Raw genomic sequence first — 16,328 nt, 5'->3', positions numbered from 1 at the left:
ATTATGACATCCATTTTTATGATCGAGATAAGTGTGTATTGTTAAAGTAGGGTTAATTTAACGATCGTGTCATATAAAAAACTTATTATGATAATAGGTGACATAACCCCATTTCTATTTTACCCGCGTCATCAGTGAAAATTTCACAGTGACACAACAGCTTAATTTTCCCTGAAAAAAAGTAACCATTTCTGATTAATGTCTTAGTTCTCTCGATTTTTTTATGATTAATAGCGCATATCTTATTGATAAATATTCGTTAATAACTAAATCATCAATATATACCTGGGAAAATTCCTAACCTCAAATCTAAAATTCTTAACGGCAACTTAGATGCTGTTTACTCGCTTTTTATTGATGTGCTACGTCAGTGATCTGGCTGCGGTAATGCAATTTCACAGGATGTGAAAACCGATAAAGCGACTTATTAAGAAACGATGATGACTCAAATGGAATAATGAAGGATACATTTTCCAGATGTGCGTATTTATTATTAGGAATAGTGATGAAATTAACCAAAGTAGCTTCCACACTCGTCGCTGCCGTTGCTCTGATGAGCGGGGTTGCACACGCTGATGCGGTTTCCGTCAATGGCGGCACGGTCCATTTCGAAGGTCAGCTGGTCAATGCAGCCTGTGCCGTCAGTACCCAGTCTGATAACCAGACGGTGAGATTAGGTCAATACCGCACCGCTGCTGTGGCCTTCGCCGGCCAGACGGATGCGACCGACCCAACGCTGCTGGCAGTTAACTCTGGCGATAACGGGACGATGGCGCGCGGTGTGGGTATTGAGATTCTTGATGTGACCTCGTTAGCATCCGGATGAGACTATAAAGCTGACCTGTCTATTTAGACCGAGGGAGGTGCGGACGATTTCCTGGACCTTCAGGAGATAATTCATGCACTCATATGAGGACCGGATCCGGGCTGTTGAGCTTTATTATCGATATGGTAAAAGGCTGACAGTTGTTGTCAGAGAGTTGGGCTATCCATCCGTTAAACAGCTTTCCCGTTGGGTTCGAATTTATGAAGAGGCCGGTGACTTACCCAGGGAATTAAAACCAAGAAAACGGTATTCACAGGCACAGAAAGTCGCTGCGGTTGAGCATTATCTTACGCACGGCGGTTGCCTGGCCTACACGCGCCGTACCATTGGCTATCCCAGTAGTGAAGTGCTCAAGAGCTGGATCGAGGAGATTTATCCGGGGCGACGCCCGCTGATTATTCGCTCGAACACGAATAAATGCTTCAGCCCGGAAGAAAAAACGCAGGCCGTCCGCGAACTCTGCACCCGGCGCGGGACTGCCCTTAAAGTCGCACAAAAGATGGGTATCAGCGTTCCGGTCCTGTACAAATGGAAGAAAGACCTGATCGACGATGAGGCTTATCACTCCATGGGTAATCGTAAACCAGCTTCTCAGGATAAGCAGCAGGATGCACTGCGCGATGAAATAAAGAAGCTTAAACAGCAGGTTCATCAGCTACAGCTTGAGCGTGACATCCTGACAAAAGCGAATGAACTGATAAAAAAAGACATGGGCATCAGCGTCCTGACCCTGAAGAACAGGGAGAAGACCCGGCTCGTTGATGCCCTTAAGGAAATCTATCCCGTTGCTGAACTGCTCAGTGCTATGGAGCTTGCCCGCAGTTGCTATTTTTATCACAAAGCAAGCCTGCGTCTGCATGACAAGTACGCGAAAATACGTGTAACCATGGCACAGATCTTTGAGGGAAATTACCGCTGCTATGGCTACCGGCGTCTCCACGCGATGCTCCGGGAAAACAACACGTATATCTCAGAAAAGGTTGTCCGCAGACTGATGGCTGAAGAACAGCTGGTTGTTAAGCGTGTCGGGCGGCGGCGATACAGCGCTTACTGCGGAGAAATCGGTCAGGCACCAGAAAATCTTCTCGCCAGAAATTTTCGCTCGGGCAGGCCAAATGAGAAGTGGCTGACCGATATTACCGAGTTCCATCTTCCGGCAGGCAAGGTCTATCTGTCGCCAGTCATCGACTGTTTTGATGGCAAAGTGGTGAGCTGGACCATAGGGACACGTCCGGACGCAAAACTGGTAAACGCCATGCTCGATGATGCGATCGATACGCTCAGCGAAAATGAAAGACCGGTGATACACAGTGACAGAGGCAGCCATTACCGGTGGTCGGGCTGGCTGGATCGTATCAACGGATCGGGTCTTATAAGGTCCATGTCACGCAAGGGTTGCTCGTCGGATAATGCGGCGTGCGAAGGCTTCTTCGGGCGGGTCAAAAATGAAATGTACTACGGCAGAAACTGGGCGGGCGCAACGCTGGAAGATTTTATGTGCTTCCTGGACAGGTACATACGCTGGTATAACGAGAAGAGAATCAAAATATCATTAGGTGCGATGAGTCCGGTGAAGTACCGGGAGCATCTGGGGCTCACAACACCAGGAAAACATCCGCATCTCCGAGGCGGACATCCCAATTTGGCCATTACATATTTAGTTCGCATAATCATGATTATGTTAAATTAAATATTCCGTTAATCCCGCAATACCACCTCTCCCGTAGCGGCGCGATTTATCGCGCGGGTTTTACGCCACCCTGACTGGACGATGCGCGATAAATCGCGCCGCTACGGAATAACCGGAACACACCTGGCAGCGCTACGCAAAATCTCCCGCCCAATCCCCCTGCGTTTCTCTCAGAATTCACGTAACGACACTTTTTTTTGAGCGAACGGGTAATTGTGTTCATGGTCAGCATCCCTGTCTGGATTAAAATTGACTGGTTCTCCCCCAGCCAGAAAAGTAAGAACTTTCACTATAATCAATGCTTATCATCACCAATGCCTCTAAAATTTTCATGAAGTTTCTGTGTTTTCTGCCGATACTGAAATGTGGGACGATGTTTTCAGTTTACTCTCAGTTCGTTTACACAACACCAGACAAAGGACGATCAACACATCCCGGCCTGCGCGCTTTGCGCAGCAGAGACCCCTCTTTCGCCATATCAGGCGGATGATCAAGTGTCCGGCAGGGAAAATCATGCGCAGCCGTCAGATTCGGCACGCGATTTATTAATCGGGATAACGATAACCTCCTGGGGTGTCTTATGTTTGGTGTTAAAAAGTCGGGCTCTTTTTTGCATTTTTCCAGAGATGGTGGCATTGCGAAGGATATTGAGGCGATCAAACAACATGTGGCATGGATTGAGTTTTTGCCCGATGGCGAAATACTCAGCGCCAACCAGCAGTTTCTCGATGTTACCGGCTACAACCTGGGAGAAATTCAGGGCAAACATCACCGGATTTTCTGTAGCCCGGCTTACACCCTCACGGCGGAATATCGCCACTTCTGGCAGAGGCTCGCCTCAGGTGAGTCAGTAACCGGTATTTTCGAACGCTTTAACCATCAGCATCAGCGATTTTATCTCAGCGCCACTTACTTTCCGGTCAGCGATGATAAAGGCAAGGTGTACAAGGTGATTAAAGTGGCAAGCGATATCACCGCACGGCACCAGGAACTGGAGCAAAAAGAAGCGGTAATCACGGCGCTGGACCGCTCTATGGCCGTGATTGAATTCACTCCCGACGGCCATATTCTCACGGCTAACGACAATTTCCTTACGCATATGGGTTATAACCTGCCGGAGATTATCGGCAAACATCACCGTTTGTTCTGCTATGACAATTTTTACCGTGAAAATCCGGACTTCTGGCAGAAAATCGCCAAGGGTCAGCACTTTGTCGGTCGCTTTGAACGTAAAACCGCCAGTGGTGAACGCATCTGGCTTGAAGCCAGCTACAATCCGGTATTCGACGCTGACGGCAAGGTCTACAAGGTGATCAAGATCGCCTCGGATATCACCGCTCGCGTCGAGGCAGCAAAACGGGTGGCAGACATCGCAGTCACCACTTCAGAACAGACATCACAAATTACCCATAACGCCAACGAGGTACTTGAAGAGACTGTCCGTAATTCCGGGCTGGTCTCGGTGCAGGTTAACGCCGCTACTGAGATCGGCGCGCAATTGAGCGCGTCAGCGAAAAGTATCAGCGAAGTGGTCGCCTCCATTAACCTGATTGCCTCACAAACCAATATCCTGGCGCTGAATGCCGCCATCGAATCGGCCAGAGCTGGAGAGGCCGGACGTGGATTTAGCGTTGTCGCAGGCGAGGTGCGGCGACTGGCGGCTTCTACCGCTACCGCCACACATAAAATCACCGAGGTCGTGGAGGAAAATGCACGGCTGATCCAGCAGATGTATCACCAGCTGGATGAGGTTAAACATTTTGTGGTGTCGGAACAGGATAAAATCAGTGATTTGTCACGCAGCCTGCGAGAGATTAATCGCGGTGTGCACGAGTTTGTAAATGTAATTCATCGGCTGGATGTGTGATTGTCGGCGTGGAGGGACACTACGCTGCCCTCCACGCCTATAGTTAATCTATACGCTTATTTTGTCGGGCAAAAATAACAATGGATTATTCTTTCCGAACTCACCTACGCACCCGATTGCGTTTTCTGGTTTCTATTGCCGCCGGGATACTGTGCTTTTTTTTGCTTCCTGCCCAACTGGGTTATCTGCAACGGTTGTTGATTGGCTGGAATATACTGGCGTGGCTGTATTTGATCCTCGTCTGGCTACGCATGCTACGTACCGACGTGAAAGATATTCCGCAGATCGCCAGACAACAGGATGAGAGCGCGACATTGGTGCTAAGCCTGGTGACGCTGGGTTGTCTGGTCAGTCTGATGGCTATCCTTATCGAGCTGCCCTCGTTAAAACACCTTACCGGCACGCCGCGCGTGTTACATCTGCTGCTGACGGCCAGCACCCTGGTGGTTTCATGGGCTTTGTTGCCAACATCGTTCGCCCTGCATTACGCCCATCATCACTATTTGCACCGAAGTCATAAGGTCACTCCGATGATCTTTCCGGAGAAACCGGACAATCCAGGATACTGGGATTTTCTCTATTTCTCCTTCACCATCGCCGTGGCAGCACAAACCGCCGATGTGGCTACCGGCACCACCGACATTCGCCAGATTGCGCTGCTTCAGTCGGTGATTTCGTTTGTCTTTAATCTGGCGATTCTTGGATTGTCGGTGAATGTTGGCGCGGGATTGTTGAGTTAACGTCGCCCTTTCATCACCGAGGCCGACCAGTTGAAGTCACTGACCTCACTGGCCGCCTGCGACTCCGGTTTTTTCTTTTTCAACGGTTTCTTTTTCGCTTTCTCTGCCAGCGCTTTCTCTTTCGCCTGCTTCAGCGCCATGATTTGCTGTCGAGCCTCGGCGGTGAATTCCTTCTCTTTTTTTACGTCCGGTTCCTTACCGGTGCGCTGGCGATACTTTTGCACCAATCCCCTTAGCACCTCGTCAACCGCCAACCGCTCCTCAGGATTGAATTGATCGATTGAAATCATTTTTTTATCGCTCATCGTATTTGTCCTTAATCTTGTCGTTGATGGACTACATTTCGTCTCGTTGCCGCTGCCTCATGTAGAAGTATTTTAATTGGTTGCCAAATGTAAAACCACCAGCCATTGTTCCCACTTGTATTTAATTATGACGTTTTTTTGATGAGTACCTGATTATCCATTAAATACAATAAAATAGACATCAGCTGATGTCAGTCAGCTTTTTCCGCGCTTCGCATGTATTACTCACAGAGCGTGGCTAGAATCCTTCCTGCAATCTCGATCCGGGTTGCAAGCGTCCCTACCGACTCCGACAGTCGATGAGCCAAAACCAATGCATTGAATTGAGAGGTAAGAAATATGAGTCAGGACACTGTAATATGCACATTAAGATTTGTACTGGAATTACAAAGAGTCAATGATAACCCTAACTCTATAAATTATCTGGCATTTATCCATGAAGCCCAGGGGGTTTTTGTCACACCAACAAAAAAGACCTTTTGTAATATCTCCTGTCAAATTTATACCGGAAATGAAGAAGTCGATAGAGGGAATGCCAATTTCGCCAACTGGTTTAACAATCCTTTTTTTGCAAGATTTTATAACAGTGAGAAAAAAGCACAGGAGAATCTGCATTTGAATGACCCGACGAATGGGGATAAACCCCTTCCACTTGATCCTGAGCATAAATTAAAAATTGGCTTTGCGTCCAATATGCCGCAAACGGATCAAGAGTTATTCGTGAATGCGATAAAATATGAATTTGTCATCGAATGGGATGGCACTGATGGTACAGAAATCAGCGTCCTGCATAAAACATCTGATAACGACCCTAATCCAGGAAAAATAACAAAATTTGATAAACGCACCGTGACTACTCTGGCTTATGGTTAATAACTCACATCGTAATATACAAGAGAGTTACCGGCATGCCGGTAACTCCACCTCTGCTCATGCCTCAGCCTGTACAAAGTGGGTATAAAACTGTGCAGAATTTGTCCATGTACGAAAAGCATTGCGCCCGGCTTGACTTTGATCGCCTAACTCAGAAAATGTCCTTTTTACAGGATCATCAGAATAACCGGAGCTTATCATCACCCTCTCGCTGAAAAGGAGTGGCTGGCTTGTCGCGGTCGCTTTGGCAGTTGCTGGCTGCACGTCACAACCGCCAAAATCACTGGTCACCCCGCTACCGACCGTTGCGCAGCCCCCTTTACCGACGAAACCGGTAACCGATCAGCAACCGATGCGCGGCGTCTGGTTGGCAACCGTTTCACGCCTTGACTGGCCGCCGGTCGCGTCGGTGAATGCCAGCAGTGCCGCCAGCCGCATCAGCCAGCAGCAAAAAGCGCTCACCGAAAAACTGGATAAGTTAAAGAGCCTGGGTATCAACACCGTATTTTTCCAGGTAAAACCGGATGGTACTGCGCTGTGGCCTTCTAAAATTCTGCCCTGGTCCGATATGCTGACCGGTAAGATCGGTGCCGACCCTGGTTATGATCCGCTGCAATTTATTCTGGACGAAGCGCATAAGCGCGGCATGAAAGTGCACGCCTGGTTTAACCCCTATCGCGTCTCAGTCAACACCAAGCCATCCACCGTGGCTGAACTAAACGCCACCCTGTCGCTTCATCCTGCCAGTGTGTTTGTGTTGCATCGTGACTGGATCCGTACTGCCGGCGATCGCTTTGTGCTTGACCCTGGCATACCCGCGGCACGCGACTGGATCACCAGCATTGTGGCGGAAGTGGTTAGCCATTATCCGGTCGATGGGGTGCAGTTTGATGATTATTTTTACGCCGAATCTCCGGGATCTGCCCTGAATGATAGCCAGACGTTCCGCCAATATGGTCAGGGATTTGCGTCCAAAGCCGACTGGCGACGTCACAATACACAATTGTTGATCGAGCAGGTGTCTCGCACCATTAAACAGCTGAAACCCAGTGTCGAGTTTGGCGTCAGCCCGGCTGGCGTATGGCGCAACCTGTCGCATGATCCCTCCGGTTCCGATACCCGAGGTGCGGCAGCTTATGATGAGGCTTTTGCCGACACCCGTCAGTGGGTACAAATGGGCTTGCTGGATTATATTGCCCCGCAAATTTACTGGCCGTTCTCACGTCAGGCGGCGCGCTATGATGTGCTGGCAAACTGGTGGGCGAATGTGGTGAAACCGACACATACCCGCCTCTATATCGGCGTGGCATTGTATAAAGTGGGTGAACCCTCAAAGAGTGAACCGGACTGGACGGTCAACGGCGGTGTGCCGGAGTTGAAAAAACAGCTGGATTTAAATGAATCACTGCCGCAGATCAGCGGCACAATTCTGTTCAGAGAAAACTACCTTAATCAGCCGCAAACGCAGCAGGCGGTGAATTATCTGCGTAGCCGCTGGGGGAGTTAAGTTTTCTTGTATTAAAGTTGTTGAACGCGTCAGAGAGCTGATCAAAGCCGCTCATGAGAATCCCTTGCAGGGTATTGGTAAACCTGAACGGTTAAGGCATTACAAAAAACCTGCCCTTTATTCACGTCGTATAAACCGGGAGCATCGTCTGGTTTACAGCGTCAGTGATGGCGTAATCACGATAGTTGCGTGTCGGTTCCCTTACGAGCTTTAACTTTTTTTGTAGCGGCGCGATTTATCGCGCCCCAGAAATCCATCAAACAAAATACGTTCTCAGCAAAATCGCCGCGCCGTCATCAATCGCCTTCATCACCACCTGCTCCGCCAGCACCACATCTTTGGTCTGCAACGCCTCCAGCAGGTGATCGTAATTATGTCCTTTGGCCATTTCCATCGATTGCGGATAGAGATAATTCAGGCAAGGCCCAATTTGCACCCACAGTTGTTCAATCAGCAGCAATAACGTCGGCATGTGCGCATAGCCGTACAGGGTGAAACGAAACGCACGGTTGGCTTCCAGTGCGGTTTCCACTTCCCCACTCAACTTGGCCTGCATAAAGCGATCGCACAATTTTTTAAGCTCAGAAAGTTGTTTTTTCGTGATATTCGGTGTTGCCATCCGCACCGCTAACCCTTCCAGTTGCTTACGTATCAGAGTGATCTCCTGATATCGCGCCAGTGTCATTTCCGGCACCAAAAACGCTGCCGCCGGGGTGGCGTTGAGTGCGCCAGCGGAAACTAAGCGCAGTAACGCCTCACGCACCGGGGTGATGCTGGTACCTAGCTGGGCCGCAAGATCACGCGTGACCAGGCGCGCGCCGGGCTTGAGCTTACCGACAATCAGGGCGCTACGCAGCGTGGCTTCTACCTGGGCAGTCAGGCTGAGTCGCTGTGCTTTTTCCATCTCAATCATGCGTTTTTTCCTTTCCCGGATTGTGCAAATGGTAAGAAGTTTAAATGTTTTGTTGCCAAAACGTCCTGCTATAGGATATATCATGTATTACAAAACAAGCGAAGCACGATCAACACAGCAACACTCTTTTCACTACGTTACCGAATGCATTTTGGGATGAAGTTTATGAGACTACCTGCAGTGAAGTTTGCTACCACCGCATTGCTTTTTGCCCTGTTACCCGCCAGTTTGCAGGCGGCAGAGTTGACCATCGCCCAACCCGCATCAGCCACGGCCATGGATCCCGGCTTTCTCAAAGAAGCCGCCACGCTGGTGGATAATATTTTCGATACCCTGGTACGTCGCGCCGATGATATGTCGCTGCAACCGGGCCTGGCGACCGACTGGAAAGCCATCAATGACACCACCTGGCAATTTAACCTGCGCAAAGGGGTGAATTTCACCGATGGCGAGCCGGTCAATGCCGCGGCGGTAAAATTCTCCATTGACCGCATTCTTGACCCCGCCAACCACGCACCGACCATCTCCTACATCCGCACCATTAAATCGGTCGAGGTGGTCAACGACTATCAACTGTTGATCCATACTAACGGTCCGGATCCGCTGCTGCCAACCCGCATGAGCCGTTATCCGACCTATATTGTCCCGCCCGCTTATGTGAAAAAAGTGGGTGCCAGCGAATTTGCGCGCAAACCGATTGGCAGCGGTGCTTACAAGCTGGATACCTTTATCCCGGACGAAAAAGTGGTGATGGTCGCCAATGACGCTTACTGGCGTGGCAAACCTGCCATTGACCGCGTCACCTGGCGTCCGATCCCGGAGGCCACCGCCCGTATCACCTCATTGCTGACCGGTGAAGTCCAACTGGTGGAAAGCGTGCCTGCCGATCTGGTGCCTGCGCTGAAAAATCGCCCTGGCGTTGCGCTGGAGCAGGTCAAAGGCGGTGGGTTAACCATCTATCTCGGTCTGAAAAACAACGAAAAACCGTTGAACGACGTGCGTGTACGTCAGGCACTGTCGCTGGCGCTGAATCGTCAGGCGTATACCCAGCAGTTGCTGCATGGCTACGGCACGCCGACCGGTACTATGGCGGGAGCCAATGATTTCGGTTATCTGGCGGTACCCGCCACCACCCAGGATGTCGCCAAAGCCAAAACTCTGCTGACGCAGGCCGGATATCCGAATGGCTTTACCCTGCGCTTCCAGGCACCACGTCGTTATATCGCCAGCGCGGATGTCGCCCAGGCGATCGTGCAGGATCTGGCAGCGATCGGCGTCAAAGCTCAGCTCGAAGTGCCGGAATGGTCAGTTTATACCCAGCAGGTCGCGGCACAGAAGCAAGCCCCAATGTATATGCTGGCGTGGGGATCGACCCAGACACTGGACGCCGATGCCGCCCTGTTCCCGATACTGCACAGTGGCGAACCTTACTCGACGGTGAACGATCCTGAAATGGATAAGTTGCTGGACCAGAGCCGCCAGACGGTGGATGCCGCGAAACGTAAAGTGCTGCTGCAACAGATTCAGCAACGCGTTGCTGAACAGCAGCCGCTGATCCCGTTGTATCGTGAAGACACGCTGTATGCGCACAGCGACGCACTGACCTTTAAAGGCCGTGTCGATGCCCGTATCCCGCTGTTTGATCTGAGGCTGAAATGATTAACCCGGCAGCAGCCTTACAACGTCGGCCACGCCGTATTTTTTACGGTGATGCCATCATCGGCAGCGCGCTGCTGCTGGTGGTGATCGTGGCGGCGTTGCTGTCTCCGTGGCTGCCATTGCCGGACCCGTTAACCAACCAGTTAACCGAGATGTTCCTGCCGCCAGGCACTGGCGGCCATTTGCTCGGCACCGATCAACTGGGCCGCGACCTGCTCTCCCGCATCCTCGCCGGTACGCGCCTGTCGCTGTTGGTGGTGGTGCTGGCCGCCGCGATTGGTGCGGTGGTCGGCGTGGCGCTCGGCATGATTGCCGGTTATGCCGGTGGCTGGGTTGATGCCCTGATTATGCGCCTGATCGATATCCAACTGGCGGTGCCCTTTATCCTGCTGATCCTGCTGGTGATTGCGTTGATGGGAACGTCCACCACCAACATTATCGTCATCATGGGGGTGACCAGTTGGGCGATCTACGCCCGCGTGGCGCGTGCCAAAACGCTGGAAATTCGCGAGCTGGAATACATCCAGGCGGTGAAAGCGATGGGGTTCTCGCCACTGCGTATTTTGTTGCGTCATATCCTGCCTAATCTGCTCACCCCTTTGGTGGTGCTGCTGACACTGGATATTCCGCGTCTGATTGTGCTGGAAGCCTCAGTGGGTTTTCTCGGCATGGGCATTCAGCCGCCGACGCCCACCCTCGGCAATCTGATCGGTGAAGGTCGTTCGTATATGTTGCTGGCACAGTGGCTGGTGCTGTATCCCGGTCTGGTGATCGCCGCGCTGGTGATTGGCTGCAACCTGCTGGGCGATGCCCTGCTGCGCCGCACCCATACGAGGCTGGATTAGTATGCTGAACATTTTACTCAATCGCCTCGGACAGTCAGTGCTGGTGTTATTCGGCGTATCGCTGCTGATTTTCTTCAGCCTGCACCTGACCGGCGACCCGGCTGCACTGATGATGCCCCCCGGATCCAGCCAGCAGGAGATTGATACCTTTCGTCACAGCATGGGCTTTGACCGCCCACTGTTGTGGCAGTACGGCCACTACCTGAGTGGCGTGTTGCAGGGCGATTTTGGTGAATCGTTACGCTACAGCCAGCCGGTGCTGGCATTAATCGGTGAACGTCTGCCTGCGACGGCACTACTGGCCGTCAGCGCGCTGGTGTGGAGTTCCCTGCTCGGCCTGCTGCTCGGCATCATCAGCGCCCTGCGCCCGCACAGTTTTTGGGATCTGATCTGCCGCCTGGTGGCCTTCAGTGGTCAGGCCATCCCGGTGTTCTGGCTCGGACTGCTGATGATCTTATTTTTCAGCCTGCACCTGCAATGGCTGCCCTCCAGTGGCTACGGCAGTTTCACTGCGCTGATTATGCCCGCCGTCAGCCTCGGTGCCTTTTATATGAGCGCGGTGGCACGTCTGACACGAGCCAGCCTGCTGGAAGTGCTGCAACAGGATTATATCCGCACCGCGCGTGCCAAAGGGTTAAGTCAGTGGCGTATCGTGGTGCGACATGGCCTGCGTAATGCGTTGATCCCGGTGGTGACGGTGCAGGGTATGTACTTCGCTTCGCTGCTCGGCGGCGCGCTGGTGACAGAAATTATCTTTGCCTGGCCGGGTATTGGTCGCCTGGCGATTCAGGCGATTCAAAACCGCGACTTCCCGCTGGTACAGGCGATCGTCCTGCTGGCCGCGCTGGTGTTTGTGATGATTAATCTGCTGATCGACCTGTTGTATCTGGTGCTGAACCCGAGGATCCGCCTGTGAACCGACTCGACGCCACCCTGGAACTGCTGAGTGAACTGACACGCTGGCCAAGCGTGTCGGGACAGCTTGACGCGCAACACGGCCTGGCCGCGTGGCTCGAATCCTGGATGGTGACGCACCTGAACGCCCGCGTGATTTATCCGGTTGCCAGCCAGGCAGCCGACAAGCCGCCGGTGGTGCATGTCCGTATTGATACCGGTGCCAGCAAAACCGTGGTGCTGTACAACATGTACGACGTGATGCCTGCGGATGACGCGGGCTGGGATGTGCCGCCCTTCGTCGGTGGCGTCTGCCACTGGGACGATTTAGGTGATGTGTTCGTCGGACGCGGTGCAGAGAACAACAAAGGCCCGGTGGCGGGGATGTTGATTGTGCTGCGGGAGTTGTTGCAGAACAACCAGCTGGTGGTCAACCTCGAAATCTTGCTGGAAGGCGAAGAGGAAATCGGCAGCGGCACGCTGCGGCGTTACCTCGCGCAACAGCCCTGTCCGGTGGCACCGGCTGAGGCGGTTTTGTTTCCGTCGCTGTGCGAATATGGCGGCGGCGCGCCTCGCGTCTATCTCGGCTTTACCGGCCTCGCCACCGGACGCTTAAGCGTCAACGGCGGCGACTGGGGCGGCCCTTCCTCCGCCATTCACGCCAGTAACGCCGGATGGATAGCCAATCCCGCCTGGCGTCTGGTGCAGGCACTGGACGCCATCGCCCCCGCCGCTGACAGCGGTGTACTGGGCTACATCGCGCCGGATGCCGAGGCTAACGCGCTGCTGGCAACGCTGGCGCAGTCGTTCAGCATCGATGATGAGCTGCACTTCCGCCGCAGCCAGCGTCTGATGATTACCGGTGACGCGGTCACCTGTTTGCAAACCTTGCTCGGCAGCGCCGTGCTGACGCTGGCTGAGTTGCACAGCGATCCGGTCGGTGGTCGTGGCGTGATCCCGTTCCGAGCCAGCGCCGAACTGGCTTTCCGTATCCCGCCCGCGTTTGATCAGGATGCGATGATTGCAGCCGCGCAGCAGCGCCTTGCACAGCCGGATTTGACCGGCACCCGGCTGGAACTGGTTGATCGCTATCCGGGAATTCGTTTCGGTCGCCACGCCAGCGGCGTCGATGAACTGATCGCCAGCTATCAGACGCTGGGCGCACAGCCGCAAATCTGGCCGTGGGCACCGGGTTGCGCCCCGGCGTATGCCTTCGCTGCCATCGCCCCCGCTTTTTTAATTGGCGGCCTGGGGCACGGCGGCAACGCCCACGCCGTAAACGAATTTGTCACCCTGACTGGACTGGAGCGCTTCCAGCAGTCACTGAGCCTGTGGCTCACCGCATTTTCTGACTCGACCTTTGGTCGGGTCGCGCCACACCAGGGAAACACCAGAGAAGTACTAAAACAAAATATTACAGGTAATTTTAATGAAGACAGTCGATGAGTTTACACGCGTGCCGTTGGGGTTCTTCCCCACGCCGCTGGAGCCGCTACCGCGGCTTGGGGAGGTATTAGGCATAAATCTCACCATCAAACGTGATGACTACAGCGGCTTCGGCGGCGGCGGCAACAAAGTCCGTAAGCTGGAGTACCTGATGGCAGAGGCCTGCCAGGCGGGCGTCAACGTGGTGATCACCACCGGTGGACATCAGTCAAACCACGCCCGCATGGTAGCAGCAGCGGCGCGTAAGTTTGGTATGCGTCCGGTGCTGGTGCTGCGCGGCAACCCGCCTGCCAGTTGGCAGGGCAACCTGCTGCTCGATAAGCTGTTCGGATCCGAGGTGCAATTCCTCGACCCGGACGGTTATTTCACCCAGATCGAAGGGGCGATGCAGGCGCACGCCGATGCGGCCAGCGCCCGCGGCGAGAAGCCGATGATCATCCCACTGGGCGGCGCAACGCCGCTCGGCGCGCTGGGTTATGTACGTGCGGTTGAGGAAATCAGCGCGCAGCTTGCTGAGCGCGCCGCACCGGTGCCGGATTTTGTGGTCGCACCGACCGGTTCCGGCGGTACCCTCGCGGGACTGCACGTTGGCACGCGCCGTTACTGGCCTGAGACAAAAGTGATCGGCATCAGCGTCAGTGCCAAAGCCGACTGGTTCCAGTCGCGTATTTCAGGCATGGCGCAGGATTGTGCTGATTTGCTGCAATGGCCGCAACAGTGGCAACCCGATGATATCTGGATTGAAGATGGCTATGTCGGTGAAGCTTACGGCATCCCATCAGCGGGCGGTATCGACGCCATTTACCAACTGGCGCAGCAGGAAGGCGTGTTGCTCGATCCGGTCTACACCGGCAAAGCGATGCACGGCCTGATATCGCTGGTCAAACAGGGGCGTATTCCGCAAGGTGCCAACGTGACGTTCGTGCATTGCGGTGGTTCTCCCGCGCTCTATCCGTTTGCCGACCGGCTGCTGGAGCAATAAATGCGCGTGCTGGACGAAGCCACGGTGGCGCTGCTCGGCGGCGACGATCCGGCGTTAGCGCTGGCCGATGTGCGTGACGTTGTCACGCTAATGCGCGCCGGTGAAACGCAGATGCCTGCCGAAAACCATATCGACCTCGCGACACCGCTCGGCAAAGCCTATGCACTTCCCGCCAGGGTTGGCGGACATTTTAACGCTGCGGGCGTCAAGTGGACCGCCCACCGCCCGCAGCGACCTGATGCGCTACCTGCCGCCCTGGCGGTAACGCTGATCAACGATGCCGCCAGTGGCGTGCCACGCGGCCTGGTTGCCAGTGGCGCATTAACTGCCGCGCGTACCGCTGCCGTCAGCGCGCTGGCATTGCAATATGCCGCGCCCCGTGCGGTAAAACGCGTGTTGCTGCTGGGTGCCGGTTTTCACGCCCGGGCGCATCTGCGTATGTTGCAGACCTTGTTTCCGACGCTGTCGCAAATCGGCGTGTGGAATCGCACGCCGGAAAATATGTCTGGCCTTAACGGCATCACCCCCGAGCCCGATCTCGACGCGGCACTGGCAAAACCGTATGACGCGGTGATCACCTGTACCAGCGCGACGCAGCCGATTGTCGATGCGCCTGCGGTACGTGCGGGCCGTCTGATAATCCAGGTGGGCTATCACGAAGTGAGCTTTGCCGCGATCAAAGCCAGTCGCCAGGTGGTGGTGGATGCGTGGGGTGATTTCGCCCAGCGCAGCGCCAAAAGTTTGTTCCAGATGTTCCGCGCGGGGGAATTCGCCAAGCACGAAGTCGCGGCCGATCTCACCTCGCTGGTGATAGATGGCTGGCGACCCGACGCTACCGATAGCGTCTACTTCTCCTCCTTCGGGCTGAACGTTTTCGATATCGCCCTCGCCGCCCGCGTGCTGACAGCGGCCGAGCAGCAGCAGTCTGGTAACTGGCAAACATTATTTAATGGAGTCACGTATGATCATTAAGGCCAGTGCGCTGCGGCTGAGACAGTCACGCGGCGAACATTTTTTATTGATTGATGTGCGTGACGTGGCTGAATGGCAGGCCAATACGCTGCCCGGTGCGCAGCACTGCAACGTTTACGATTATTTTATCGCCGACAGCACCCCTGCCGGGTTGGCGGCGATGGCAGCCGATGCTGCTGCCGCGCTGCAACCGTTGTTTGATCACTATCCGGCCGCAACGCCGGTGTTTTTTGAACAGCAGGTGGGGATGCGATCGCCGCGCGGTGCCTGGTTCGCCTGGCTATTGGGTCGGGACGATGCATTGATTCTCGATGGCGGATTGGATGCCTGGCGGGAGACAGGTGACGACCTGCAACCGGGTAAGGGATTAAGTTACACCGTCACACAAAATTCAGAACACGATGTCGCAAGTTGGGACAGCCGCTGGGTCAGCAGCCGTCAGCAGGTCATCAACGCTGATGGCAAAACGGTGATCAACGTTGACGCGCGGCGTCCGTCAGAATTTGATGGCAGCTTCGTGCACGATTGCTGCCATCGCGCCGGGCGTATCCCTCATTCCCGCCTGTTGTTCTGGGAAGATGTGCTGGAAAATGGCCGCTTTCGTACCGCTGTGGAAATCGCCCAGCGAGCTGAAGCGGCAGGTTTGGCACGGGGTGCACAGTTGCAGGTCTACTGCCATCGCGGCGCACGCGCCGCCACCGTGCTGGCGGCATTAAAACTGGCGGGTTATCCGCAAGTGGCGATTTATGTGGGTTCCTGGCATGAATGGGCAGAACATGATGAACTGCCCATTTTGTAATTCAACGCAC

General features: G+C 54.1%; 14 protein-coding genes and 2 pseudogenes. 14 read left to right on the top strand and 2 right to left on the bottom strand.

The window, feature by feature from the left end; all coding sequences use genetic code 11:
* Positions 1 to 505: 505 nt before the first annotated feature.
* The 4 genes and pseudogenes from fimA to L579_RS16945 form a co-directional block, all read left to right on the top strand.
* Positions 506 to 811: pseudogene (fimA, locus tag L579_RS16960) on the top strand (type 1 fimbrial protein subunit FimA); the annotation flags it as partial.
* A gap of 88 nt (positions 812 to 899) precedes the next feature.
* Positions 900 to 2,423 (top strand): annotated as a pseudogene (locus tag L579_RS16955) (IS3 family transposase); the annotation flags it as partial.
* Positions 2,424 to 3,096: 673 nt separating this feature from the next.
* The gene (locus tag L579_RS16950; protein ID WP_021185408.1) at positions 3,097 to 4,383 is read left to right on the top strand and encodes a methyl-accepting chemotaxis protein; all 1,287 of its coding nucleotides are present in this window, start codon (positions 3,097 to 3,099) and stop codon (positions 4,381 to 4,383) included.
* Positions 4,384 to 4,463: 80 nt separating this feature from the next.
* Positions 4,464 to 5,123 (top strand): DUF1345 domain-containing protein, encoded by a 660-nt coding sequence (locus L579_RS16945; RefSeq protein ID WP_036627091.1) that lies wholly within the window; start codon positions 4,464 to 4,466, stop codon positions 5,121 to 5,123.
* On the opposite strand, the gene L579_RS16940 is transcribed toward L579_RS16945, so the two are convergent.
* Positions 5,120 to 5,428: a hypothetical protein gene (locus L579_RS16940; RefSeq protein WP_021185406.1), complete on the bottom strand. Its 309-nt coding sequence runs from the start codon at positions 5,426 to 5,428 to the stop codon at positions 5,120 to 5,122. The genes L579_RS16945 and L579_RS16940 overlap by 4 nt on opposite strands.
* Positions 5,429 to 5,767: 339 nt before the next feature.
* Between L579_RS16940 and L579_RS16935 the strand changes: the two genes are divergently transcribed.
* The 3 genes from L579_RS16935 (at position 5,768) to L579_RS24200 (ending at position 8,022) form a co-directional block, all read left to right on the top strand.
* Positions 5,768 to 6,301 carry a hypothetical protein gene (locus L579_RS16935; protein ID WP_036627088.1) on the top strand — a complete coding sequence of 178 codons (534 nt, stop codon included), beginning with the start codon at positions 5,768 to 5,770 and terminating at the stop codon, positions 6,299 to 6,301.
* Between the two features lie 211 nt (positions 6,302 to 6,512).
* Positions 6,513 to 7,808 (top strand): glycoside hydrolase family 10 protein, encoded by a 1,296-nt coding sequence (locus L579_RS16930; protein WP_036627086.1) that lies wholly within the window; start codon positions 6,513 to 6,515, stop codon positions 7,806 to 7,808.
* A complete protein-coding gene (locus L579_RS24200) occupies positions 7,780 to 8,022 on the top strand; it encodes a Txe/YoeB family addiction module toxin (RefSeq protein WP_071783598.1) in 243 nt (80 codons plus the stop codon). Before L579_RS16930 ends, L579_RS24200 begins: the two co-directional genes overlap by 29 nt.
* 42 nt (positions 8,023 to 8,064) lie before the next feature.
* Here L579_RS24200 and L579_RS16925 read toward each other — a convergent pair whose 3' ends face one another.
* A complete protein-coding gene (locus L579_RS16925) occupies positions 8,065 to 8,721 on the bottom strand; it encodes a GntR family transcriptional regulator (RefSeq protein ID WP_021185403.1) in 657 nt (218 codons plus the stop codon).
* A gap of 165 nt (positions 8,722 to 8,886) precedes the next feature.
* Here L579_RS16925 and L579_RS16920 point away from each other — a divergent pair, with 165 nt between their 5' ends.
* The 7 genes from L579_RS16920 to L579_RS16890 are packed head-to-tail and all read left to right on the top strand — an operon-like array spanning position 8,887 to position 16,318.
* On the top strand, positions 8,887 to 10,380 hold the full coding sequence (locus tag L579_RS16920; protein ID WP_036627143.1) for an ABC transporter substrate-binding protein: 1,494 nt from the start codon (positions 8,887 to 8,889) through the stop codon (positions 10,378 to 10,380).
* The gene (locus tag L579_RS16915) at positions 10,377 to 11,225 is read left to right on the top strand and encodes an ABC transporter permease (RefSeq protein WP_021185401.1); all 849 of its coding nucleotides are present in this window, start codon (positions 10,377 to 10,379) and stop codon (positions 11,223 to 11,225) included. The genes L579_RS16920 and L579_RS16915 overlap by 4 nt, the downstream gene beginning before the upstream one ends.
* A 1-nt stretch (position 11,226) precedes the next feature.
* A complete protein-coding gene (locus tag L579_RS16910; RefSeq protein ID WP_021185400.1) occupies positions 11,227 to 12,141 on the top strand; it encodes an ABC transporter permease in 915 nt (304 codons plus the stop codon).
* Positions 12,138 to 13,565: a M20 family metallopeptidase gene (locus L579_RS16905; RefSeq protein WP_021185399.1), complete on the top strand. Its 1,428-nt coding sequence runs from the start codon at positions 12,138 to 12,140 to the stop codon at positions 13,563 to 13,565. Before L579_RS16910 ends, L579_RS16905 begins: the two co-directional genes overlap by 4 nt.
* Positions 13,549 to 14,547, top strand: a complete 999-nt coding sequence (locus L579_RS16900) for a 1-aminocyclopropane-1-carboxylate deaminase/D-cysteine desulfhydrase (RefSeq protein ID WP_021185398.1) — start codon at positions 13,549 to 13,551, stop codon at positions 14,545 to 14,547. Before L579_RS16905 ends, L579_RS16900 begins: the two co-directional genes overlap by 17 nt.
* The gene (locus L579_RS16895; protein ID WP_021185397.1) at positions 14,548 to 15,519 is read left to right on the top strand and encodes an ornithine cyclodeaminase family protein; all 972 of its coding nucleotides are present in this window, start codon (positions 14,548 to 14,550) and stop codon (positions 15,517 to 15,519) included.
* Positions 15,509 to 16,318: a rhodanese-like domain-containing protein gene (locus tag L579_RS16890; RefSeq protein ID WP_021185396.1), complete on the top strand. Its 810-nt coding sequence runs from the start codon at positions 15,509 to 15,511 to the stop codon at positions 16,316 to 16,318. The genes L579_RS16895 and L579_RS16890 overlap by 11 nt, the downstream gene beginning before the upstream one ends.
* The last annotated feature ends 10 nt before the right edge of the window (positions 16,319 to 16,328 follow it).

It is taken from the genome of Pantoea sp. AS-PWVM4, from assembly GCF_000468095.1.
Lineage (GTDB): Bacteria > Pseudomonadota > Gammaproteobacteria > Enterobacterales > Enterobacteriaceae > Pantoea > Pantoea phytobeneficialis.
This window is presented reverse-complemented; position numbering and strand designations above follow the sequence as displayed.

Excerpts from the sequence above, each read along its gene's own strand:
- L579_RS16910 (WP_021185400.1), top strand. The coding sequence starts at position 11,227 with ATGCTGAACATTTTACTCAATCGCCTCGGACAGTCAGTGCTGGTGTTA.
- L579_RS16945 (WP_036627091.1), top strand. The coding sequence starts at position 4,464 with ATGGATTATTCTTTCCGAACTCACCTACGCACCCGATTGCGTTTTCTG.
- L579_RS16925 (WP_021185403.1), bottom strand. The coding sequence starts at position 8,721 with ATGATTGAGATGGAAAAAGCACAGCGACTCAGCCTGACTGCCCAGGTA.
- L579_RS16935 (WP_036627088.1), top strand. The coding sequence starts at position 5,768 with ATGAGTCAGGACACTGTAATATGCACATTAAGATTTGTACTGGAATTA.
- L579_RS16900 (WP_021185398.1), top strand. The coding sequence starts at position 13,549 with ATGAAGACAGTCGATGAGTTTACACGCGTGCCGTTGGGGTTCTTCCCC.
- L579_RS16895 (WP_021185397.1), top strand. The coding sequence starts at position 14,548 with ATGCGCGTGCTGGACGAAGCCACGGTGGCGCTGCTCGGCGGCGACGAT.
- L579_RS16890 (WP_021185396.1), top strand. The coding sequence starts at position 15,509 with ATGATCATTAAGGCCAGTGCGCTGCGGCTGAGACAGTCACGCGGCGAA.
- L579_RS16950 (WP_021185408.1), top strand. The coding sequence starts at position 3,097 with ATGTTTGGTGTTAAAAAGTCGGGCTCTTTTTTGCATTTTTCCAGAGAT.
- L579_RS16940 (WP_021185406.1), bottom strand. The coding sequence starts at position 5,428 with ATGAGCGATAAAAAAATGATTTCAATCGATCAATTCAATCCTGAGGAG.
- L579_RS16915 (WP_021185401.1), top strand. The coding sequence starts at position 10,377 with ATGATTAACCCGGCAGCAGCCTTACAACGTCGGCCACGCCGTATTTTT.
- L579_RS16920 (WP_036627143.1), top strand. The coding sequence starts at position 8,887 with ATGAGACTACCTGCAGTGAAGTTTGCTACCACCGCATTGCTTTTTGCC.